The sequence below is a fragment of the Candidatus Blochmannia festinatus (nom. nud.) genome (assembly GCF_059936355.1).
In genome coordinates this window covers 658,278-681,657 of record NZ_CP012116.1, presented here as the reverse complement: position 1 = coordinate 681,657, position 23,380 = coordinate 658,278, and the positions used below count along the sequence as shown (strand labels likewise).

Below are 23,380 nucleotides of genomic sequence, written 5' to 3'. Positions count from 1 at the left end.
ACTTATACAAATATTAGTTATTAATAATAATATACAAAAATTACTTTTATTATATTTATTAATTTATAAATTCATATAATCGACATATTATAAATAATAAAATTTACCCATTATCAAACACAATCAAAAATTTTAAAAGATAGATATAATATTCAATTAAATACTCTTATCTTAAAAATTTTTTATTTACGTGGAATAACCTAATCCTTTAGTTCCTCTTATACTACAAGATTTAAAAGATTTAACCAAATTAAATTTAATTTGAACAATAGATATAAACAATAATTGTGCTATTCTTTTCCTAGGAATAAGAATAAATTCTTTTTCCCCTCTATTCCATAGAGAAATCTTTATTTCTCCTTGATAATCTGAATCAATTAATCCTATAGAATTACCTAAAACAATACCATGATAATGTCCTAATCCAGATCGAGGAAGTATAATTCCTGCTATTTTTAAATCTGCAATATATATTGCAATACCAGTAGAAATAAGCTTAGTTTCTCCAGGATGAATGATAATAGAATTATCAATACATGCAAACAAATCTAATCCTGCAGATCCAGGAGTCATATATATAGGGATCAAAAAATCACTACAAACATGATTATTAATAATTTTAATATCAACAATTTTCATAGTTCTTTACAAAATGATTATTAACACATTATTTCAATTATGAAAACGAAAACACAACTACCAAAATTTATATATATTATAAATATATATAATCAAAATTTATAAGTGTATAAGTTAATATTATAATATATTCATTTTTTATAAAAAATTAGTATTAAACAAATCAATTAATATTGTATATATTAATTGGAACAAATAAACACAACAAAAAATACTATAAATAATGTTATTTATTTTTTAGAAACAATTTCTCTAATGTAGAAAATAATATAACATAAACATATTCTGATATAAATTAATATCATTTTCAATAAAATAATTAATTATGTATAATATACATGTATACAGTCTAATTAAAAATTAAATTATTAATTGATATAAAGACATAAAGTAACTATCAAATTATATAGAAAAATTTAATAATGCATCAAAAATCTATCATATTTATAATAATTAGTTTATACTATTCGTCGGAATATAGATTTAAATAAACAGTATAAATAGGAATAGAAGTTATGTCTAGAATATGTCAAATTACTGGAAAACGACCAATGAATGGAAATAAACGTTCTCATTCTATGAATGCTACTAAACGGTGGTTTATTCCAAATGTTCATTCTCATCGTTTTTGGGTAGATACTCAAAAAAAATTTTATTCAATTCGTGTATCTGCCAAAGGCATACGTTTAATTAATAAATTAGGAATTGATAAATGTTTGTTAAAATTACTCTCTAAAAATAAAATAACAAAAAAGAAATAATATAATGGCGAAAGAAATTAGAGAAATAATTTATTTATTTTCATCTGCAAAAAGTGGGCATTTTTATACTACTACAAAAAATAAGCGTTCAAATCCCGAAAAAATAAAACTAAAAAAATTTGATCCTACTATAAGAAAGCACATAGTGTATATAGAAAAAAATAAAAAATAAAGAAATTAATATCAAGCCATATAATTATATATTAATTAAATATGGATATAATTTAATCTCTGTTTTATCTTTATAACTTAACTTTATTTCAATTATAAAGTTTCATTCGTTCTTTTAATTAAAAATTATTTGAAATTTAAGCTAAAACACTCAAATATAATTTGATCAACATCATTCTCTTTTATTATATAAAAACAAAAAATAAAACGAATGTACTTAATAAATACAATTAAATTGTCATTTAACAAAATTAATATGCTATATAAAATATTTTATATAGCATATTCAAAACAAATACAATGTAATTTATAGGTTACAATAAATAATATCATTAATTCAAATAATTACATAAAATATCAAATGCCTTAGACGTAGCTCCTTGATTATTTTGTAATGCTACATAAGCACAATTACCATAACGTAAACGTAGATCTTTATCTTTTAATAAAATACACATAATATTAATTAAATCATCAGCATTGATAATGTTAATTAACCCTCCTGATTTATATAAAATAGAACAAATATTATTAAAATTAAAAGTATAAGGTCCCACAACTATAGGAATAGAATGTATTGCTGGCTCTAATGGATTATGTCCTCCATGTTTTATTAAACTACCTCCGATAAAAGCTATATCTGAAATTCCGTATAATAACATTAATTCCCCTATAGTATCATTAATAATTATTTGAGTATTTTCTGAAGGTATCATTCCACTACTTTTTGTAATATAAGAAAATCCAGCATTTTTAGTAATATTTTTAATATCTATAAAACGTTCTGGATGTCTTGGAGATAGAATCATAATTAAATTTGGAAATATAGTTAAAAGATTTCTATGTACTTGTAATAATATTTTCTCTTCCCCTTTATGAGTACTACCAGCTATCCATACTAAACGATCTTTAATCCAATTCTTTTTAAAATATAAAATTTGATTTAATGTATTTTGAGTAACTGTAATGTCAAATTTCATATTACCTATAATACATAACTGATCTTTTTTTAATCCTAGTTTTAAAAATCTTAATTCATCTTCTTGATATTGTGCAGCAACTATAGTAATGCGTTGAACAATATTAGAGAAAAACCAATTAAATTTTTTATATTTACTAAAAGAAATATTAGATAATCGAGCATTAAGAATAATAATAGGAATTTTATATCGATATAATATATTTATTAAATTTGGCCATAATTCTGTTTCTACAATAATAACTAATTTAGGTTGAACATGTTTTATAAATCTTTTTATAGCATTAGGTAAATCATATGGAAGATACATACATTGTATGTTTTTTAATTTTAATGAAAGTTGGCTAGCTAATTTTAAACCAGCTGGAGTCATTGAAGTAATTGTTATTACAACATTAGGATAATTCTTTTGTAATTTATGAATTAAAGGAACTATTGATAATAGTTCTCCTACTGATACTGCATGTAGTACTATACCACCCAATCTTCTATTATTTAAATTATTTTGATAATAACCGTAACGACTTAACCAATTTTTTCGATATTCAGTCGTCTTAAAACTTAACCAAAACAATCGAATCCAAATTATAGGTTGAATAATATATATAATTACATTGTATATAATTATACAGAGAATATACATTCTGTTTTATTTTATAATTTTACTTTCCGTGATAATTTTAAAAAATTAATTATCAAAATTTTAATAAAATATTTGTAAAAATCATCAGATTAATGTTATTATATGTATAATATTAAATATTATACATATAATGATATCCTATCAGATTTTAATATAATATATCATGTTTAATATGGTTTTCTAGTTATTTAAAGAAATTAAGATAAAAATACAGGAGCGTCGTTATGTATAAAATTCTACTTAATAAATACCGAATTTTTATGAATAAATTAATTACTTTAATTTTAAAATATTTCAAAAAATAGATTAACAACGATAATTAGTTTTTTCTAGACTTTGCCCTTAATAAAGTATTATTTCTATCACTTCTGTAATTTTACGTACATCGTTCTAAAACGATGGTTATAGTTTAATGTTGTTGTTTAAAAATTTTTTTTTAAATTTATGCCAAACAAATTCTGGAGTAATACTATTCATTTGATTAGTAGTAGATTTTAAAATAGTTTGATTTAACCCATATGTACCTATTAATGCTGGATCAGTTGGTCCATATAATGTTAAATTAGGACAATTAAGAGCTGCTGCTAAATGACTTAATCCTGTGTCAACTGATATAATTGCTGAAGCTTGTAAAATTTGAATAGAAATTTCCCATAAAGTTAAATTTGATAATATTATAACTCGATCAAAATAAAATTTAAGACGTTTTGCTAATAATGCTTCTTGCTTTGTCCAAAATGGGATTTTTACATAATAAAAACCTGATTTTAACACTTTTTGAATAAAAACATACCAATTAAAATCAGACCAACGTTTTGAAAAACAAGAAGTAGAATGTAATAATAATAAATAAGGTACATCACATTTTTTTATACAAGACTGAAATGTATTTTTAATATTATATTCTCCTGGATATACTGGAACTGAATACCCTAAACTATAAGAAAATAATTTTCTTATACGTTCAATAGCGTGTTGAGCTTTATTAATATAAAAACACTTATCGTAAAACTTACAACTTATAGGTTCTTTAGCACTTAATCGATCCAGTCCACATTTTGTTCCCACAGCAAAATATGTTGCAAACAAAGATGTTTTTAATAAACCTTGAGCGTCAATTACTACATCGTACTTTTTGGATTTTAGTTGCTTTATATAACTGTAGTATTCTTGCCAAGAATATAAGCTATACCATTTTTTTTTCCAAAACCTTAATTTGATGGGAATAACTTCATATACAGACGTATGCCATTGAGGAATATTAGAAAAAGTCTCTTCTACAATCCAATCAAACATTATATTTGGCACCAAACTTGCGGCATCAGTTATTGCAGGTAAAGTATGGATAATATCTCCCATAGAAGAAATTTTTATAATTAATACATTCATGCTATTATGATATTCATAAAAGTATTACTAATAATTTAATAATTTTTCTAATGTTTCAAATACTAGCATTGGAGTAATGTTTTTAAAATTTTTATAGTAACCATCATTATCATACATATATTGATTAGATTTTTTTATCTCATTATATTTTAAATTAAGTATTGTATTATTATTACAACAAATTATTTTGCTTTTTGAAAATAATGGAGGAGTACAATAAGGATTACTAGGTCCATATAGACCTATTACAGGTCGATTCAAAGCACATGCTATATGCATTAATCCAGAATCATTACTTACAATACCTGAACAAACAGCGATGATAATTATCGCTTCATTTAAAGAAGTTTGTCCAATAAGATTATGATGATTTTGTTTAAATTTTTTTAATTCATGAAAATCAGTAACTTTATTAATTAATATTTGATCCATATATGATCCTAATAAGATTACATGATAACCATGATAAATTAATTTTTTAGTTAAATCGATATAATAATAATGAGGCCAGCTTTTTGAAAATCCACATGAAGATCCTGGACATAATCCAATTAATCGATTTTTTTTTTTAATATTGTTCAATTTAAATTTAAATAATGTATCTTTAATTTCTTTTGATTTTATTCGTAATGTAGGTAACGGTATAGGATTAGGTAAGTCAGAAAAATGTTGTACCATACTGTAATTATACGCTAATGCAGCATATCTATGTATCATCAATGGAAATGATAATTTATTTAACACACGTAAATCATTTAATAAACCATATCTCATTTCTCCTTTCCATCCTGTTCTAATAGGAACATTAGACAAAAAAGGTATTAAAGCAGATTTAAATGAATTCGGAAGTACTATTGCTTGTTCGTAGTATTTTTTTTTAATCAATTTTCCTAACTGATAACATTTTAATAATTCTAAAGTTCCATGAGTATACGGAGTAATAAATATTTTTTTTATTTCTATCATTCTATCTAGTACAGGTTTACACCATATTGGAGTAATAACATCTATTTTTAATTGAGATCCATATCTCATAATAAGTAATTTATATAAAGTATGCGATATAATTGCATCTCCTATCCAAGAAGGACTAATTATTAATATTTTTTTCATAACAATAAAAATTGTTTATTTTTGTATATGTACAAGTCAGCCAATCTAAATATTTATAAATACCTTCATTAACATTAATAAATTTACATTCATATCCTATATTTTTAAGTTGAGAAGTATCTGCTTTTGTAAAAAATTGATAATGTTTTTTAATTTCTTTCGGCATATTAATATATTTTATGACAGAACCACGATTTAAATAGTTTAATACGACATTAGCGACAAATTCAAAGGATTTAGAATCACCTGTACCACAATCAAAAATTCCAGATACTTTATTATTCCAAACCCATAAATTTATTTTTACTATATCATCTATGTATATGAAATCTCTTTTAAAGTATCTACTGCCTGTAAACAAAACAGGTTCTTTTTTATTTTTTATTTTTTTATATAAATTAAAGATAATGCTAGCCATATGGCCCTTATGATATTCATAAGGGCCATATGTATTAAAATATCGTAAGCCACATATTTGAGAATTTGCTTTCGGAAGCACATTTAACACATATTTATCAAATAAAAATTTAGAATATCCATATATAGTTAAAGGATTCTCTTTAACTATATTATCTTTTATTTCATAAGAATAATTCATATTATTTCCATATACTGAAGCAGAAGAAGCATATATAAAAGGTATTTCATATTTTAGACAATAAAGAAGCAATAATTTCGAGTATTCGAAATTATTGCTCATTACATAACTACCATTCCACTCAAGAGTATTAGAGCAAGCTCCTTCATGAAATATAACTTCTGCGTCTTTAAAATAATTAGGTTTATTTAATACTTTGGAAATAAAGCAATCTTTATCTTCGTAGTCTAAAATATCTAATTCTACTAAATTAATATATTTTTTCCCATTTCTTAAACTATCCACCACTAATATTTTTGTTTTATTTATTGTATTTAATTTCTTAATAATGTTTCTTCCAATGAAACCAGCTCCTCCAGTGACTATGATCATGTTGCTATCCCTTTATTCATTTTTCAAAATTATTTCATTTGCAACAGTGCATTACTAATATTTTTATTATTTTTTTGCTATCTTGTTTGCTTACAAATAACAATCTATTACCACAAGTTTTACTAATCGTACAAGTGTAAAAGCAGATTCTATATAAGTCGATATATTATTGCGATAATCTATGTCAGTACTCAGTGATTATCTTTTTTGATTTTTTATTTTTTTATTAATTCTTTTTTTTTTATATTCAACTTTGATAAATAATTAGTTGAATATAAAATATGTACGACGTTTATCCTTTAATAAATGTAAACTATTTATTATATCCTTCTTTCATTTCTGTTTTGGTTATATATATATTATATATAATATATATATAACCAAATTCTAGGTTAGTTTGTTTCTCGTTGAGAGTATACAGGATAGTATCTCTGAATTTATAGTTTTTTGTCAACTAATATTATGAAATTGAGTAGGTTTTAATTTTTTACTACTCATCCTTCTATTTAAAATAGAAGGATGAGTAGTAAAAATTTCTTTACTTCTTGTAATTTTAGTAGTAATATTTTCTTCTAGTTTAAATATGGTTGATTAGGATAGAATATGTTGTTAGATGACATAATGATATTTGTAGAAAACCATATAGTGTTGGTTGCAGTGTGGGGTGTTGTTTTTTTTGTTGTGATATATAATTTTTTTACGGATTGTGTGTTTAGTTATTTTGAAATATCTTGTGAAAAAGCTGTTTTTTTAATTAATACTAGGAATGCAGTAGTTTTAGATATTAGGAATTTGGATGAGTATCGTTCTGGTCATATTATTAATAGTATTAATTTGACGATTAAAGAAATCAAGAAAAATGATGTATTTTTTTTAATACATGATCGAATTAAAAAAGCGGGTCCATTGATTATTGTACATGCAGTGTTTAAGAAATGGTCAGTATTCTTATTAAGGAAATATTTAAATAAGTTGGGATTTAAGGAGGTGTATGTATTGAAAGGTGGTATTGTGAGTTGGAAGAGGAACTTACCTTTGTTGTTTCAATCGGATGAATTTAGTTTGAAGAAAGAATAATGGGAATATAGAATGTCATATAACATAGAAATTTATACAAAAAGAAATTGTCCTTATTGTGATAGAGCAAGAAATTTTTTGAAGGACAGATTTTTGAATTTTAAAGAAATTTCTGTTGATGAAGGTTCTTCTAGTTCTGATTATTTGGAAATGTATAATAGATCTGGAGGTTGTGTTACAGTTCCTCAGATATTTATTAACGGAAAGCATATTGGTGGGTCGGATGATTTATTAAAATTAAATGATGATTTAGAAACTTTAAATACTGTATTAAAAGTATAGTAGTTGTTTTTTATTTTAAATATCCTGTCATGTACGTATAGGAATTAAAGTAGATGAGATAATTATAGAAATTATTGTTTGTATTTTTATTAATGTAGATTATTAATAGATGTAGTGGTGGTAAGTTCTAAGAGTTTTGATTGAGTTTGTGTTGTTAAAAGAGTTATAATTGTAATATTAAATGAGATTGGTTTAAAATAATTAACGGGGATATCTTTAAAAAAGTTGGTTTAGATAATTGTGTGTTGCTAGTTTTGTGCAAAAATCAATTGTTGTTACTGTTATAGGAGCTGGGGCATATGGAACGGCTTTGGCTATTGCGTTAGCTAAAAGTGGCAATGCTGTTGTGTTGTGGGGACACGATTCAAAACATATAAAGATACTAAAGTTGCATCGATCTAATCCAATAAATTTGCCAAATATTCCTTTCCCTCCTTTGCTATATTTAGAAGAGTCTTTATCGGCAGCTTTAAGTTTTTCTAAGAATATTTTAATTGCTGTTCCTAGCTATGTTTTTAGTTATGTGTTGATAGAAATAAAAATAAATTTAAAAAATGATATTCGTATTATTGTTGCATCAAAGGGGTTAGAGCCGAAGACTGGTCGATTATTAAAAGATGTAGTTGATGATATTTTAGGCGCTGATGTTCCTTTTGCACTAATATCTGGACCAACTTTTGCTCGAGAACTTGCTGAAGGTTTGCCTACAGCGATAACTTTAGCATCTAATGATGATGAATTTGGTTATGATGTGCAACAGTTATTACTTTCTATTGAAAATCTTCGGGTATATAAAAATACTGATATTATTGGAATGCAGATAGCAGGAGCAGTGAAGAATGTTATTGCTATTGGAGTAGGAATATCTGATGGAATAGGATTTGGAGCTAATGCTAAAACTGCTTTAATTACTCGAGGTTTAGTTGAAATGTCTAGATTAGGCATAGCAATGGGTGCTACTGCTAGTGTATTTGTAGGATTAGCTGGATTAGGAGATTTAGTATTAACTTGTATTGATAATCAATCACGTAACCGTCGTTTTGGAATATTATTGGGTCAGGGAATTGATATAATTCAGGCTAAAAAAAAGATTGGTCAAGTAATAGAAGGAATATGTAGCGTAAGAGAAATATATAGGTTATCTATACGATATGGAGTGGTTATGCCTATTACAAATCAAATATATCAAATATTATATAAGAATAAAAGCATTTATGAAGCAGTTTATGCATTATTGAAACGGAAACATGTTGATGAAATGAGTAATTTATCAAGTTAAATAATCAATTATTATATGATATAAGGGAAGGAGATATATGTCTGTAAATAAAGTAAATTTGATTTGGAGTAATATGGTACTTGAAGCTAAATCGTTAATGCATTCTGAACCTTTATTAAGGAATTTTTTATATACATTTTTATTAAGGCATAATAGTTTTAAAGATGCTTTAATTTTTATGTTATCTAAAAAATTAAATAATTTAGATATAGAGGTGATTGATGTAGTGAATATGTTAAAAAATATATACGATACTGATGATGATATTGTTACTTCTGCAGCGTGGGATGTTTATATAATGCGGTTTAACGACCCATCTGTTTCAAAATATATTACTCCTTTTCTTTATTTTAAAGGGTTTCATGCATTGCAAGCATATCGTATTACTCATTGGTTGTGGAAAAATAATCGTTTAGATTTAGCTATGTATTTTTATAATTATATTTCTGTTATTTTTAATGTAGATATTCATCCTGCAGCAAAAATTGGTTATGGGATTATGTTAGATCATGCTACTGGAGTAGTGATAGGAGAAACTGCAGTGATAGAAAATAATGTTTCTATAATGCAATCAGTAACATTAGGTAGTACTGGTAAAGTACATGGAAATCGTCATCCTAAAGTTAAACAAAATGTTTTAATTGGAGCTGGGGCTATTGTTTTAGGAAATATTGAAATAGGTTGTGGAGCTAAAATAGGGGCTGGTTCTATTGTGTTGCATTCTGTACCTCCTTATTCAACAGTTACTGGGAAACCGGCTCAGTTAGTTTCAGTTAATAATGTATAGTGATTAGCTATAGAATAGTTCAAATGTAATGTATATTTTGTTTATTTTTCGTGAATAGTTTGTTTGAAATAAGAATAAATTATATTTTATGATATGTTGTATATATAATATTATGGTTGTAGTATATAAGTGAGAGTTATATATAAACTGATTATATGTAGTGATAAGTAAAATATCTAATTTTTATTAGATAGATAGTAATTATTAAGTATAGTTAATTAAGTTGGTTGTATATGATAAAAAGAATAGGAGTATTAACAAGTGGAGGGGATTCTCCAGGAATGAATGCGGCTATTCGAGGGGTAGTGCGTATGGGATTATCTGAAGGTTTAGAAGTATATGGCATATATGATGGTTACTTAGGATTATTTCAGAATCGGATGATTTTGTTAAATCATTGTAGTGTTTCAGATATCATTAATAGAGGTGGTACATTTCTTGGTTCTTCTAGATTTCCTGAATTTAAGCAACATACAGTAAGAGCAAAAGTCATTGAGAATATAAATAAACGTAATCTTGAAGCTTTAGTAATTATAGGTGGTGACGGTTCTTATATTGGAGCAAAAAAACTTAGTGATATGGGATGTCCTTGTATTGGATTGCCTGGGACCATTGATAATGATGTTGCTGGTACAGATTATACCATTGGGTATTTTACAGCTTTAGAAACGATTATTGAAGCAATTGATAGATTGCGGGATACTTCTTCTTCTCATCAACGTGTTTCTATTGTAGAAGTTATGGGACGTTATTGTGGAGACTTGACTATGGCTGCAGCTATAGCAGGAGGATGTGAATTTATTGTTATTCCTGAATTAAAGTTTCAAGTGCAAGATTTAGTTAGTAAAGTTAGATTTGATATTTCTCAAGGAAAAAAACATGCGATCGTTGCTATTACTGAACATATTTGCAATGTATTTGATTTAGCGAAATATATTGAAGAAAAAACTGGAAAGGAAACTCGAGCTACTGTTTTAGGGTATACTCAACGTGGAGGAAAACCAGTAGCATATGATCGTATTTTAGGATCTAGAATGGGAGTGTATTCAATTGAATTATTATTGAAGGGATGCAGTGGATGTTGCATTGGGGTTCAAAATGAAAAGTTAGTATATCATGATATTAATAGAGCAATTAAGTATATGAATCGTCCATTTCGGAAAGATTTTTTTAAAACAGCAAAAAAATTATTCTAAAATTAAAATTGTGAGAATTATAATAATTATTGAGATTTATTACGTATATATTGTTCAATAGATTGTATAATTTTTATAAAAAGATGTGTTTTTAAGGAAGCAGATCCAATCAATAGACCATCAATATCTTTTTGTGAAATAAATTGAATAGCGTTGTTTGGATTAACGGATCCTCCGTATTGGATTAATATTTGTTTTGAGATATATGAATCATACAAAGCAATATGATTGCGTATAAATTTATGAATTGATTGTGTATATTTGGGACATGCGCTTGTTCCGCTTCCGATAGCCCATATAGGTTCGTAAGCAATAATTATATTGTTAAATGCTTGAATTCCGATTAAATCAATAATAGAATCAATTTGATGAGAACATACTGATTCAGTAATTCCAGAATTGTGTTCTATTTGGTTTTCTCCAATACATAAAATAGGTATTAATCCTACTTTTTTTGAAATATAAATTTTTTTTGCAATAAATTCATTGTTTTCTTTATGATACATTCTACGCTCGGAATGTCCAATAAGAACATATTGAACTTTTAGATCTGTTAGCATTATTGCCGAGGTATCCCCTGTAAATGCTCCTGATGAGTTAATATCAACATTTTGAGCGCATAATTTAATATAATTATTGTCATTTTTTGGATAGGTAAAGTCAGTGTAATTATTTAGTAAATAATTACCAGTAAAGTCTAAATATACCATAGGAGGAGCTACAGCGATATTGATATATTTAGATTGTACAATTTTTTCTTTGGTTAATTCAGATAACAGTTTTTTTATTGTGTTTTTAGTGCCGTTTAATTTCCAGTTTCCTATTATTAATGGAGGTTTCATATAATTTTTTGTTATTTGTGAAAGAGTAATTCATATTCTATATATGTTTATACTTCAATATAGTATAATTATCATTATAAATCAAGATAATTATATAATATCTGTATAATGATGTATTTATACATTAATTTTTAGATATTTATTTTTAAATTTAATTAGCAACAGTAGATTCTACCGTAGATAACGAGTATATTTTATTATATTGTATTGATAATTAATATCAATAAAATCAGGAAAGAAATAGTATATAATTATTAATTACCAGTATCGTTCTTGAATGATATGTGGAATTTTATTTGCAGAATAATTTTTAATTCCATATTTTTTATATAATGTTTGTTTAGTATCAGATATCATATTAGGATTTCCACAAAGCATTATACGGCTTTTGTTATTTAAATGTAATCCTATAGTTTTTTCTAAAACATCGTTTTCTATTAAAATAGGTATACGGCCATATAATGAATTAGGGGATTGTTCTTGACTTAAAATTGTTTGTATAATTAATTTTTTTTTATACAAATTTTTTAATAGTTGCATATTATGTAGATAATTTAAATTTTTGTAATATTTAGTTGCATGAATTAATATAATTTTTGAGAAATGATTTAATCGATTGTTTAAGCTACTTAGCATAGACAAGTATGGACTGATCCCTGTTCCTGTAGCAATCATCCATAGGAAACAACAGTCATTGGTAATAGGAATTTTATCTATTGTAAATTGGCCATATGATTCTTTAGAAATAATTATAGTATCCCCAGAAGATAAGGAATGTAATAAAGTAGTTAATTTTCCAGAAATGACTTTTTTAATATAAAATTCTAAGTTTTCTTTGTTTGAAGAATTGATATGAGAGTATGCGCGTTGTATTATTTTATTATTAATTTTTAATCCAATTCTAGAGAATTGACCCGCAATAAATTTATTAATTTTAGCATTTACAATGATACTAAATAAATCATCTGTCCAGTGTGTGGTAGAAATAATTTTTCCCGAAATCCATGTAGTCATGTGTTTTTTATTTTATTAGATATATGCTGTATTAAAGAAAATAGAAGAACAGACGAAGTTGAACAGCATAACAAAAATTTGTGATTGTAGTATTATAATGTAATTAACATACAATATTTATTTTAAATGAATAAATTTTCATAGTTGTTTTATCATGTTCATAAATATAATTCTTTTATTTGTATGTATTTTAATATAGCATATATGCTATATTAAAATACAATTAATCAGGATATTGTTTTATTTAATAATCTAACTTAATTAGATTATTAAAATGATAATTATAGTTAATATTTGATTATTTTACAATTATTATGAGTTGATATATTAACAATAATTTTTTAATTATTTTAAGTAGTAGGAAAAAAATGAAAAAAAATATCCATCCAGAATATAATTCAATAAAAGCAATATGTTCATGTGGTAATATAATTGATATTCGGTCTACTTTAAAAAATAATATTAATTTAGATGTGTGTAGTGTATGTCATCCTTTTTACACTGGTACACAGCGTATTATAGATACAAGAGGTCGAGTTAATTTGTTTAATAAACGTTTTAATAAAAATAATGATAACGATTTTTTATCTGTATCTGATAAGTAATTAAATTATGAGGGAATTTAGTAAATTTTTTATCACATGTTACATATATGTAACATGTGATGTGTTATATTTTGCATATAATTAATTAAAATTTTTTTATTTTATATAAGTGTATTATTAATAATAATATGGCTATGAAAGTAAATCCAGCAACTATAAGTGTAAGGAGTGGACTAAATAACGATGAAAAACATGGATGTGTTGTTCCTCCTATTACTCTTTCAACCACTTATAATTTTTTTGGTTTTAATAAACCGAGAATTTATGATTATTCTAGACGAAGAAATCCTACTCGAGATGTAACTCAGCAGGCTTTAGCTAACTTAGAATGGGGTCAGTATGCAGTAATAACAAGTAGTGGAATGTCTGCAATTTCTTTAGTATGTATGGCTTTTTTAAATTCAAATGATTTTTTAATAGCCCCTCATGATTGTTATGGAGGCACCTATCGTTTATTAGAGTCTTTAGATAAAAAGGGGATGTGTAGAGTAAAGTTTATTAATCAATGTGATACAAGATCTGCATTAAAATACTTAAGTAAATATAATCCTAAATTAGTTTTTATTGAAACACCAAGTAATCCCATGCTTCGTGTAACGGATATTGCTGCTTTATGTAATTTTAAGGGTAACGGTAATGGTATTATTTACGCGGTAGATAATACTTTTATGACTCCTGTTTTTCAAAATCCATTAAAATTGGGAGCAGACTTGGTGATTCATTCTTGTAGTAAATATTTAAATGGTCATTCAGATATAATATTAGGAGCAGTGATTACTAATAATATTAAATTTTATGAAAAATTATCTTGGTGGGCAAATACGTTAGGTATTACTGGTAGTGCGTTTGATAGTTATCAATTATTACGGGGTATACGAACATTACTTCCAAGAGTGTACCAGCAGCAATGTAATACTAGAATTATTATAGATTTTTTTTTAAAGCAACCTAAAATTAAGGTTTTGCATTATCCTGGGTTGTTAAATAGTTTTGGGTATAAAATAGCCTGTAAACAACAAAAAGGATTTGGGTCGATATTTAGTTTTGAATTAAAAGGTTCTGAAGATATGTTAATTGAATTTTTAAAATCTTTAAAATTGTTTACATTAGCAGAATCTTTTGGAGGTGTAGAGAGTTTGATTGCTCATCCAGTTACTATGACTCATGCTTCTATGTCAAAAGAAGTTATGGATAAAGCTGGGATAAATAACATGTTATTGCGTGTATCTGTAGGTCTAGAGGACAGTATAGATCTTATTAATGATTTGAATCAAGCATTTCAGTCAATTTAGTGAAATTAATTTTATATAGGGAATATGTTATATGTACTTGTACTATGTGAAGTATAAAGATTTTGATTATTTAATTGTACAAAACAAATTGTTTGAATATATACTTCTGTTTTATTAAAAATAAATCATATTATTATACAATATATATATATTATATATAACAAAATAATTTTTTGTTTTATATTATTGTTTATCGATATATTATATATCGTGTTGTATCATAATAATGAGGTGAATTGTATGAGTATGTTTCATGCTATTCAGCGAGAAATCTTGAATTGTTATTTAGTTGAATTGCAAGAGAAGATTAGTGTATCATTTGAGTTTTTTCCTCCTAAAAATGAGGGGATGGAAAAGGTACTATGGGATTCTGTAAATAAATTAAGTAAATTTCATCCCAATTTTTTTTCGGTAACATATGGAGCTTATTCTGGAAAAAGAGATAATACTAATAGGGTTATTAAAGGTATAAAAAAACGAACTGGATTGTCAGTAGCTCCACATTTGACGTGTATTGATTCAACACCTCAAATGTTGCGAGATATTGCATTGGAATATTGGAATAATGATATTCGTAATATAGTTGCTTTAAGAGGAGATCAGATAGCAACAAAATATCCATCATCTATGTATGCTTCAGATTTAGTTGCTTTATTAAGGGAAATAGGAGATTTTGATATTGCAGTAGCTGCTTATCCAGAAGTACACCCAGAAGCTAAAACACCTCAGTCAGATTTAATTAATTTAAAAAAAAAAATAGATGCTGGAGCAAATAAAGTAATTACTCAATTTTTTTTTGATGTTGAACAGTATTTAAGATTTAGAGATTTATGTGTTTCTATAGGAATTGAGATAGAGATTATTCCTGGAATATTACCAATTTTTAATTTTAAACAGTTACAACGTTTTATTAGGTTCACTAAAGTAAAAATACCGAAGTGGATGTGTATGATTTTTGATGGGTTAGATGATGATTTAGATACTCAAAAGATGTTAGGGGCGTCTGTAGCAATAGATATGGTTAAACTTTTAGTTAAAGAAGGAGTAAGGAATTTTCATTTTTATACCTTAAATCAAGCAGATTTAACATATGCGATATGTCATACGCTAGGATTAAAAAAAAATAAAAGAGATAAATAAAATAAATATTATTGTTTTTATTTTATATATTTTTATATTGGATAATATTGAAACTATAAAAAGACTATAATTAATATGATTATGATAATAATCATCAACAAAAATTAGAGGTAATTATTGTTAATATTGTGTTGTATTGATACATATATTAAAGATTTATTGATAAAATTATGTAATTTTTAGTTAATTTTGAAAAGAAATGAAATTCATAATATGCAATTGATTGTATTAAGTATTCTTATTGTTTATTGGTATAAATTTTTAAATTAGTTAAATATATTTAATTTTTAATTTTGTGATGTGTTATAAAGATATTGTTATTAAATTTTCAACTATTTTAATTCTAGATTCTGGGATTGGTGGATTGTTTTTTTATGAAGTAATTCGAAAAATATTTCCATTTATTAATTATTTGTATTTGATTGATAATAAATTTTTTCCCTATGGAAGACGTTCGGAAAAATTTATTATTCAACGTGCGATATGGATTATAGATAATGCATATAAATATTTTAAATTTGATCTGGTAATCATTGCATGTTATACCATCAGTGTGTGTGCATTGCGTATACTTAAAGTTATTTTTAGATTTCCTATTATAGGGGTTATACCCGAAGTTCAGTTAGCTTGTAAATATACAAAAAATGGATTGATAGGAATATTAGGGACATATCGTACTGTAAATAACCAGTATACTTTAAATTTAATAGAGCGTTTTGCGTATCAAAAAAGTATAATTTTATTAGGGACTTCCAGATTAGTAAAATTAGCTGAGTTGAAAATACATGGGAATTTAATTTCGAAATTAGAGTTAATTGATATCCTTTATCCTTGGTTTGGTTTAAAAAAATTTCCTGATACAATAATATTAGGCTGTACTCATTTTTCTTGGTTAAAAACAGAATTACAATCAGTATTACCAATAACTAGTAATTTAATAGATTCTAGCAATAGTCTTGTTAGTTGTATTAAACATTTATTAGATAATAATATTCAAGAAAATAATAAATATTGTCATAATATATTTTATCGAAATAAAGCGTATTATACTATGTATACTTCAGATATCACAAAATTACGGTCAGTTCTTTTGATAGATTATAATTTTTTTTCTTTAGAAATGTTATCAATATAAGAATTAGATGTAGTATTAGATAAATAATAATAATTTTATGTGTGTATGGATATGAGAAATAATTTAATATAGTATTTTGTATTTGTAAAAATGATGTTAGTTTTTATGTTTGACTATTATTGTAGATGGTAGTAATGTATATTATATCAATTGTAATGAGATTATATAGTAATTTTTTAAAGGTTGTTAATATTACTGATTCTCATGTTTATAGTATTATGTTTATGTGTTGTATGTTTTATGTCCTTATATTCGTGATAGTATTGTAATGTGGTGGTGGTGGGGCTATAGCTCAACTGGTAGAGCATCTGTTTTGCACACAGAAGGTTAGCGGTTCAATTCCGCTTAGCTCCATGAATAATGATAGGTTTTATTGAATACAATAAAATAGATGTAATTATGATTTGTGAAGAATGTATGCATTATATAAAGAATGAATATTATTTTTATTACTATAAAAATAATTCCTATATTTAAAGGATGAAGGTATATTCCGGTATATATTGTTTTATTAAATTAGATAATATAAAAGAAATGGTGCGATAGTTCAGATGGTTAGAATATCGGCTTGTCACGCCGGAGGTCGCGGGTTCGAGTCCCGTTCGCACCGTTTTGTTATTTTTATTTATTAGGCTATTAGACGAAATATGATTTTATATTTTATCAGGGGTGTAGTTCAACTGGTAGAATATCGGTCTCCAAAACCGAGGATTAGGAGTTCAAGTCTCTTCACCCCTGATTATATAGAATGAATAATAAAAATTTATCATATATATGAGTATATGGAAGTATTAATAGCATCGAAAGGGTTCAAGAGAGAGAGGGGGTACGGTTAATAAATAATTTTCAGAACAAACTAAATGTGGTGAAATTAGTATATTAAGATTTTTATATGATGTAGTAACTAAAAAAGTTAAAGTGTTTTCTACAATATATATAGAAGTTGTCGTGAGTTATATTATTTTTATTTATAAAAGTAATTTTTTTACTGTAAACTATTGAACAGTATATAATTTCCATTGTGTTGTATAATTAAAAACAATGTATGATATTGTTTATTTAAAGTGAATTAAATGTATTTATTAATGGTGTTTTGTTTTTGTTAATTAAAATTATGATAATAGGAAGAAATTATTATGAATGGAGCTCAGTGGATAATTAAAGAGCTACAACAGCGAGGGGTAGATATAATTTTTGGTTATCCAGGAGGAGCAATTATGCCAATATATGATGCATTATTTGATTCTAAAATTAAACATTTATTATGTAGGCATGAACAAGGAGCAGTGATTGCAGCTATTGGGTATGCTAGAGCTACAGGTAAAGTGGGGGTATGTTTTGCTACATCTGGTCCTGGTGCAACTAATTTAATTACTGGATTAGCTGATGCATTATTAGATTCAATTCCAATAATAGCTATTACTGGTCAAGTTGGATTAGAATTGATTGGAACTGATGCATTTCAAGAAATTGATGTTTTAGGTTTATCATTAGCATGTACTAAACATAGTTTTTTAGTAAATTCTTTAAATATTTTACCTAAAATTATTGATGAAGCGTTTAAAATTGCATTATATGGTAGACAAGGTCCAGTTCTTATAGATGTTCCGAAGGATATTCAGTTAGCTCGTGGTGTTTTTTGTGACTTTCCAAAAGAAGTTATAAAGAATCAGCAGTATAATATATTTAATAACTGTAGTAAAAAACAGGATAACATTGATTTAGCTCGTATATTAATATCTCGATCAAAGTGTCCTATAGTTTATGTAGGTGGTGGAGTAGGCATGGCAGGAGCAGTATTGTCATTACGGAAGTTTATTGCTAATACTGGCATACCTACTGTGGTAACATTGAAGGGATTAGGAGCTTTAGATTACACTGAAGATTATTATTTAGGTATGTTGGGTATGCATGGTAATCAGGCAGCTAATTTAGCAGTACAACAATGTGATTTATTAATTGCAATAGGAGCAAGATTTGATGATAGGGTTACTGGAAAATTAGAAACTTTTGCTTCAAATGCAAAGATAATTCATTTAGATATTGATTTTGCAGAATTTAATAAGTTACGTACAGCACATGTTTTTATATCAGGCAGTTTGAATGACTTATTATTAGCATTAACTCAATCGTTGTCTATTAAGATTAAGGCATGGCAAAAACAAATAAAATCATTAAAATTACAATATCGTTGGTCTTATAAATCTTATAATGATAAGATTTCCGCTCCGATTTTGTTAAAAACAATTAGCGATAATGCACCTGTTGATACAGTGGTAACTACTGATGTAGGTCAGCATCAAATGTGGGCTGCACAGCATATGCAATTTAGTCGTCCAGAAAATTTTATTACTTCTGGAGGGTTAGGGACGATGGGTTTTGGTACTCCTGCAGCTATAGGAGCTCAAATAGGACGTCCTGATCATATGGTAATATGTATTTCTGGGGATGGATCATTTATGATGAATATGCAAGAATTAGCCACTATTAAACGAAAGAAATTACCTATAAAAATTGTTTTATTAGATAATAAGCGTTTAGGCATGGTTCGTCAGTGGCAAGAATTGTTTTTTGATAAACGTTATAGTGAAACTATTTTAAACGATAACCCAGATTTTTTAGCTTTAGCTAAATCATTTGATATTAGTGGAATGTATATTTCTAATCAATCTCAAGTATTAGATGCAGTAAATATGTTATTTTCTCATGAAGGACCTTTTTTATTGCATGTATTAATTGATGAGAGTGCTAATGTTTGGCCATTAGTACCTCCTGGATCGTCAAATGATGCTATGTTAACGAAATAATATATTATATATCTTAATAATAAAGTAGGAATTTAAAAATTATAATGGTGATGATGTATCATTCTTTGTTTATAAAAGCTAGGTTTTGTCCAGAAGTAGTTGAACGTATTCTTAGAGTTGCTAGGCATCGTGGATTTGAATTATATGCGTTAAATATGCTTGTGTGCAATGTTATAAATAATAAACAGGTAACTTTATTGTTAACTGTAACTAGTGATCGATCAATACATTTATTATTTAATCAATTGCATAAGTTAATAGATATAAATTATATTGAAATTAGATAAATAGCTTCAATAATATTGAGTGATTGAAATTTATTTTTTGTAGAGTAATAAATATGATTAGGAAATCGAATTTTATTTGGCTAAATGGGAATATGGTTCCATGGGATGAGGCAAATGTACATATTACATCGCATGCGCTGCATTATGGATCTTCAGTATTTGAAGGAATTCGTTGTTATAAATCATATAAAGGATCGGTGATATTTCGTCTTCAAGATCATATTAAAAGATTAATTAATTCTGCAAGAATTTATCATATGCCTATTTCTTGGAGTATTCAAGAAATTATAAAAGCGTGTAAAATGGTAATTCGAGATAATAATTTGCTTACTGCATATATTCGACCTTTAATTTTTGTTGGCAATGTGGGAATAGAAATTGATCCTATTGATCAATATAATGCTGATCTCGCTATAATTGCTTTTTATTGGAAATCATATTTAGGAAAAGATTCTTTAGATTTAGGTGTTGATGTAATGGTGTCTTCTTGGAATAGAGTTCCAGCAAATACGATTCCTAATTTAGCTAAAGCTGGAGGTAATTATTTATCCTCTATGTTAATTAGCAATGAAGCACATAGGTACGGTTATCATGAAGGAATTGGTTTAAATGCGCATGGTTATATTTCAGAAGGAGCTGGTGAAAATTTGTTTGTGATTAAAGATGGAATTATATTTACACCTTCATGTGGCGCTTCTATATTGCTTGGAATAACTCGGGATTCTATTATTAAATTAGCAAAGAGTGTTGGATTAGAAGTACGAGAATGCATGTTACCTCGTGAGTATTTATATATAGCAGATGAAGTTTTTATGGTTGGTACTGCTGCAGAAATTACACCAGTGCGCAGTATTGATGGCATACAAATTGGATTAGGGGAGAAAGGTCCTATTACTTCAGAGTTGCAGAAATTATTTTTTGGTTTATTTAGTGGAAAGATTAAAGATCAATGGGGTTGGTTAGAACAAGTAAATTAAAAAATTTTTTAAAGATCATTATAAACGAATATGTATCAATTTTGTAGACACTTATATTTTTGAAGTATTTATTGTTTATATTAAATGAGAATTATTAATGTGAGATAATAATGTATGCCTAAATATCGTTCTTCTACTACCACTCAAGGTAGTAATATGGCTGGAGCTAGAGCTTTGTGGCGAGCTACTGGTATGACGTCTAAAGATTTTAATAAAATTATTGTTGCTGTAGTCAATTCATTTACTCAATTTGTTCCAGGTCATATTCATTTAAGAGATGTAGGTAAAATAATTTCAAAAGAAATTAATAATAATGGAGGAATTGCAAAAGAATTTAATACTATTGCTATTGATGATGGAATTGCGATGGGGCATAGTGGAATGTTATATTCCTTGCCGTCTAGAGATTTAATTGCTGATTCTGTAGAATATGTAATTAACGCTCATTGTGTTGATGCTATGGTATGTATTTCTAATTGTGATAAGATTACTCCTGGGATGTTAATGGCAGCACTACGATTGAATATTCCAACTGTTTTTGTATCTGGTGGACCAATGGAATCTGGATCAGTACAGTTATCTGGAAGTAATAATAATCGTGTTAAATTAAGTTTAGTTGATGCTATAGTTTCTTCAGCTGATTCAAGTATTGCTGCAATGGATAAGAAAAATATTGAGTCATCGGCATGTCCTACATGTGGTTCTTGTTCAGGGATGTTTACTGCAAATTCTATGAATTGTTTAATGGAAGCATTAGGATTAGCTCAACCTGGAAATGGGTCATTATTAGCAACACATTGTGATCGCAGAAAAATGTTTGTAAATGCTGGTAAAAGTATTATGCAATTATCTAAACTGTATTATGATAAGGATGATTATTCTGTTTTACCTCGTAATATAGCAAATAGATTAGCTTTTGAGAATGCGATGATGTTAGATATTTCTATGGGAGGATCTACTAATACTGTGTTGCATTTATTAGCAGCTGCTCAAGAAGGAGAAATACAATTTACTATGAAGGATATAGATAGGTTGTCTAAAAAAGTACCTTATTTATGTAAAATTGCTCCAAATTCTCAACGATACTATGTAGAGGATTTTCATAGAGCTGGGGGAGTTATAGGTATACTTAGTGAGTTAAACAGCTGTGGTTTATTACATACAAGTGTGCGTAATATATTAAATGAATCTTTATTAGAAACATTATCAAAATACGACATTATATCATGTAAGGATGTAAAAGTAAAAAAAATGTATGCTGCTGCTCCCGCTGGAATACGTACGGTTAAAGCATTTTGTCAAAATAAAAGATGGAGCGCATTAGATATAGATCGTTGCTCTGGATGTATTAGAAGTCGTGCTTATGCTTATAATCAAGATGGAGGATTAGCTGTATTATACGGGAATCTTGCTCCAGAAGGTTGTCTAATAAAAACAGCAGGGATTGTTTCTGCAAACTTAAGAAAATTTAGAGGACCTGCTAAAGTATATGAAAGTCAAGAGGAATCTGTAGAAGCGATTTTATCGGGTAAAATAATTCCAGGAGATGTAATAGTTATTCGATATGAAGGTCCAAAAGGTGGACCTGGGATGCAAGAAATGTTATATCCTACTTCTTTTTTAAAATCTATGAATTTAGATCTATATTGCGCATTAATTACAGATGGAAGATTTTCTGGAGGCACTTCAGGTTTATCGGTTGGTCATATATCTCCAGAAGCAGCATCTGGAGGTTTAATAGGTTTAGTGCGTGACGGAGATATGATTAATATTGATGTTGATGAGCGTAATATCACATTAGAAGTATCTGATTGTGTTATAGGTAGACGTAATGAATTAGAAGTGAATCGTGGAATAAGAGCATGGACTCCAATTAATAGAAATCGGGATGTATCCATATCTTTAAGAGCGTATGCTAAATTAGTTACTAGTGCTGATAAAGGAGCTGTACGTGATAGATCTCAATTATAAGGATAATATAAAAAAGCATATACA

The 23,380-nt window shown here is 26.8% G+C and carries 22 protein-coding genes and 3 tRNA genes; 18 read left to right on the top strand and 7 right to left on the bottom strand.

What is annotated here, in order from left to right; genetic code table 11:
• Nucleotides 1-186 precede the first annotated feature (186 nt).
• The gene (gene dut / locus Bfest607_RS03100) at nt 187-639 is read right to left on the bottom strand and encodes a dUTP diphosphatase (RefSeq protein WP_500838271.1); all 453 of its coding nucleotides are present in this window, start codon (nt 637-639) and stop codon (nt 187-189) included.
• 515 nt (nt 640-1,154) lie between these two features.
• Here dut and rpmB point away from each other — a divergent pair.
• The gene (rpmB, locus tag Bfest607_RS03095) at nt 1,155-1,400 is read left to right on the top strand and encodes a 50S ribosomal protein L28 (protein ID WP_500838270.1); all 246 of its coding nucleotides are present in this window, start codon (nt 1,155-1,157) and stop codon (nt 1,398-1,400) included.
• 4 nt (nt 1,401-1,404) lie between these two features.
• A complete protein-coding gene (rpmG, locus tag Bfest607_RS03090; protein WP_500838269.1) occupies nt 1,405-1,572 on the top strand; it encodes a 50S ribosomal protein L33 in 168 nt (55 codons plus the stop codon).
• A 331-nt stretch (nt 1,573-1,903) separates the two neighbouring features.
• Here the strand turns inward: rpmG and waaA are convergent, their stop codons facing one another.
• The 4 genes from waaA to rfaD all read right to left on the bottom strand — a co-directional run bounded on the left by waaA (nt 1,904) and on the right by rfaD (nt 6,665).
• Nucleotides 1,904-3,193 carry a lipid IV(A) 3-deoxy-D-manno-octulosonic acid transferase gene (gene waaA, locus Bfest607_RS03085; RefSeq protein WP_500838268.1) on the bottom strand — a complete coding sequence of 430 codons (1,290 nt, stop codon included), beginning with the start codon at nt 3,191-3,193 and terminating at the stop codon, nt 1,904-1,906.
• Between the two features lie 402 nt (nt 3,194-3,595).
• Complete coding sequence (gene waaC / locus Bfest607_RS03080) at nt 3,596-4,582, bottom strand: lipopolysaccharide heptosyltransferase I (RefSeq protein WP_500838267.1); 987 nt, start codon at nt 4,580-4,582, stop codon at nt 3,596-3,598.
• A 27-nt stretch (nt 4,583-4,609) separates the two neighbouring features.
• Nucleotides 4,610-5,695, bottom strand: coding sequence for a lipopolysaccharide heptosyltransferase II (gene waaF, locus Bfest607_RS03075; protein ID WP_500838266.1), 1,086 nt, complete (start codon nt 5,693-5,695; stop codon nt 4,610-4,612).
• The gene (gene rfaD, locus Bfest607_RS03070; protein ID WP_500838265.1) at nt 5,673-6,665 is read right to left on the bottom strand and encodes an ADP-glyceromanno-heptose 6-epimerase; all 993 of its coding nucleotides are present in this window, start codon (nt 6,663-6,665) and stop codon (nt 5,673-5,675) included. Before rfaD ends, waaF begins: the two co-directional genes overlap by 23 nt.
• Nucleotides 6,666-7,268: 603 nt before the next feature.
• Between rfaD and Bfest607_RS03065 the strand changes: the two genes are divergently transcribed.
• The 5 genes from Bfest607_RS03065 (at nt 7,269) to pfkA (ending at nt 11,286) form a co-directional block, all read left to right on the top strand.
• Entirely contained in the window at nt 7,269-7,742 is a 474-nt protein-coding gene (locus tag Bfest607_RS03065; protein WP_500838264.1) for a rhodanese-like domain-containing protein, read from the top strand.
• A gap of 12 nt (nt 7,743-7,754) precedes the next feature.
• A complete protein-coding gene (gene grxC / locus Bfest607_RS03060) occupies nt 7,755-8,024 on the top strand; it encodes a glutaredoxin 3 (protein ID WP_500838263.1) in 270 nt (89 codons plus the stop codon).
• 256 nt (nt 8,025-8,280) lie between these two features.
• Nucleotides 8,281-9,303, top strand: coding sequence for an NAD(P)H-dependent glycerol-3-phosphate dehydrogenase (gene gpsA / locus Bfest607_RS03055; protein ID WP_500838262.1), 1,023 nt, complete (start codon nt 8,281-8,283; stop codon nt 9,301-9,303).
• A 37-nt stretch (nt 9,304-9,340) separates the two neighbouring features.
• Nucleotides 9,341-10,090, top strand: a complete 750-nt coding sequence (gene cysE, locus Bfest607_RS03050) for a serine O-acetyltransferase (protein ID WP_500838261.1) — start codon at nt 9,341-9,343, stop codon at nt 10,088-10,090.
• Nucleotides 10,091-10,323: 233 nt separating this feature from the next.
• Nucleotides 10,324-11,286 (top strand): 6-phosphofructokinase, encoded by a 963-nt coding sequence (gene pfkA / locus Bfest607_RS03045; RefSeq protein ID WP_500838260.1) that lies wholly within the window; start codon nt 10,324-10,326, stop codon nt 11,284-11,286.
• 26 nt (nt 11,287-11,312) lie between these two features.
• Here the strand turns inward: pfkA and tpiA are convergent, their stop codons facing one another.
• Together tpiA and Bfest607_RS03035 are read right to left on the bottom strand one after the other, a co-directional pair.
• Nucleotides 11,313-12,128 carry a triose-phosphate isomerase gene (gene tpiA / locus Bfest607_RS03040; RefSeq protein ID WP_500838259.1) on the bottom strand — a complete coding sequence of 272 codons (816 nt, stop codon included), beginning with the start codon at nt 12,126-12,128 and terminating at the stop codon, nt 11,313-11,315.
• Between the two features lie 258 nt (nt 12,129-12,386).
• Entirely contained in the window at nt 12,387-13,142 is a 756-nt protein-coding gene (locus Bfest607_RS03035; RefSeq protein ID WP_500838258.1) for an FAD-binding oxidoreductase, read from the bottom strand.
• A gap of 368 nt (nt 13,143-13,510) precedes the next feature.
• On the opposite strand from Bfest607_RS03035, the gene rpmE reads away from it, so the two are divergent.
• The 11 genes from rpmE (at nt 13,511) to ilvD (ending at nt 23,356) form a co-directional block, all read left to right on the top strand.
• Complete coding sequence (gene rpmE / locus Bfest607_RS03030) at nt 13,511-13,747, top strand: 50S ribosomal protein L31 (protein ID WP_500838257.1); 237 nt, start codon at nt 13,511-13,513, stop codon at nt 13,745-13,747.
• A gap of 134 nt (nt 13,748-13,881) precedes the next feature.
• On the top strand, nt 13,882-15,039 hold the full coding sequence (gene metB / locus Bfest607_RS03025) for a cystathionine gamma-synthase (protein WP_500838599.1): 1,158 nt from the start codon (nt 13,882-13,884) through the stop codon (nt 15,037-15,039).
• Between the two features lie 240 nt (nt 15,040-15,279).
• Nucleotides 15,280-16,179: a methylenetetrahydrofolate reductase gene (gene metF / locus Bfest607_RS03020; RefSeq protein WP_500838256.1), complete on the top strand. Its 900-nt coding sequence runs from the start codon at nt 15,280-15,282 to the stop codon at nt 16,177-16,179.
• 298 nt (nt 16,180-16,477) lie between these two features.
• Nucleotides 16,478-17,314, top strand: coding sequence for a glutamate racemase (gene murI, locus Bfest607_RS03015; protein WP_500838255.1), 837 nt, complete (start codon nt 16,478-16,480; stop codon nt 17,312-17,314).
• Between the two features lie 281 nt (nt 17,315-17,595).
• A tRNA-Ala gene (locus Bfest607_RS03010) sits at nt 17,596-17,668 on the top strand.
• Nucleotides 17,669-17,850: 182 nt separating this feature from the next.
• Nucleotides 17,851-17,924, top strand: a tRNA-Asp gene (locus Bfest607_RS03005).
• A gap of 55 nt (nt 17,925-17,979) precedes the next feature.
• Nucleotides 17,980-18,052 (top strand) — tRNA-Trp (locus Bfest607_RS03000).
• A gap of 398 nt (nt 18,053-18,450) precedes the next feature.
• Complete coding sequence (ilvG, locus tag Bfest607_RS02995) at nt 18,451-20,121, top strand: acetolactate synthase 2 catalytic subunit (RefSeq protein WP_500838254.1); 1,671 nt, start codon at nt 18,451-18,453, stop codon at nt 20,119-20,121.
• A gap of 50 nt (nt 20,122-20,171) precedes the next feature.
• Nucleotides 20,172-20,408, top strand: coding sequence for an acetolactate synthase 2 small subunit (gene ilvM / locus Bfest607_RS02990; RefSeq protein ID WP_500838253.1), 237 nt, complete (start codon nt 20,172-20,174; stop codon nt 20,406-20,408).
• Nucleotides 20,409-20,461: 53 nt separating this feature from the next.
• Nucleotides 20,462-21,385 (top strand): branched-chain amino acid transaminase, encoded by a 924-nt coding sequence (locus Bfest607_RS02985; RefSeq protein WP_500838252.1) that lies wholly within the window; start codon nt 20,462-20,464, stop codon nt 21,383-21,385.
• 114 nt (nt 21,386-21,499) lie between these two features.
• Nucleotides 21,500-23,356: a dihydroxy-acid dehydratase gene (gene ilvD, locus Bfest607_RS02980; RefSeq protein WP_500838251.1), complete on the top strand. Its 1,857-nt coding sequence runs from the start codon at nt 21,500-21,502 to the stop codon at nt 23,354-23,356.
• The last annotated feature ends 24 nt before the right edge of the window (nt 23,357-23,380 follow it).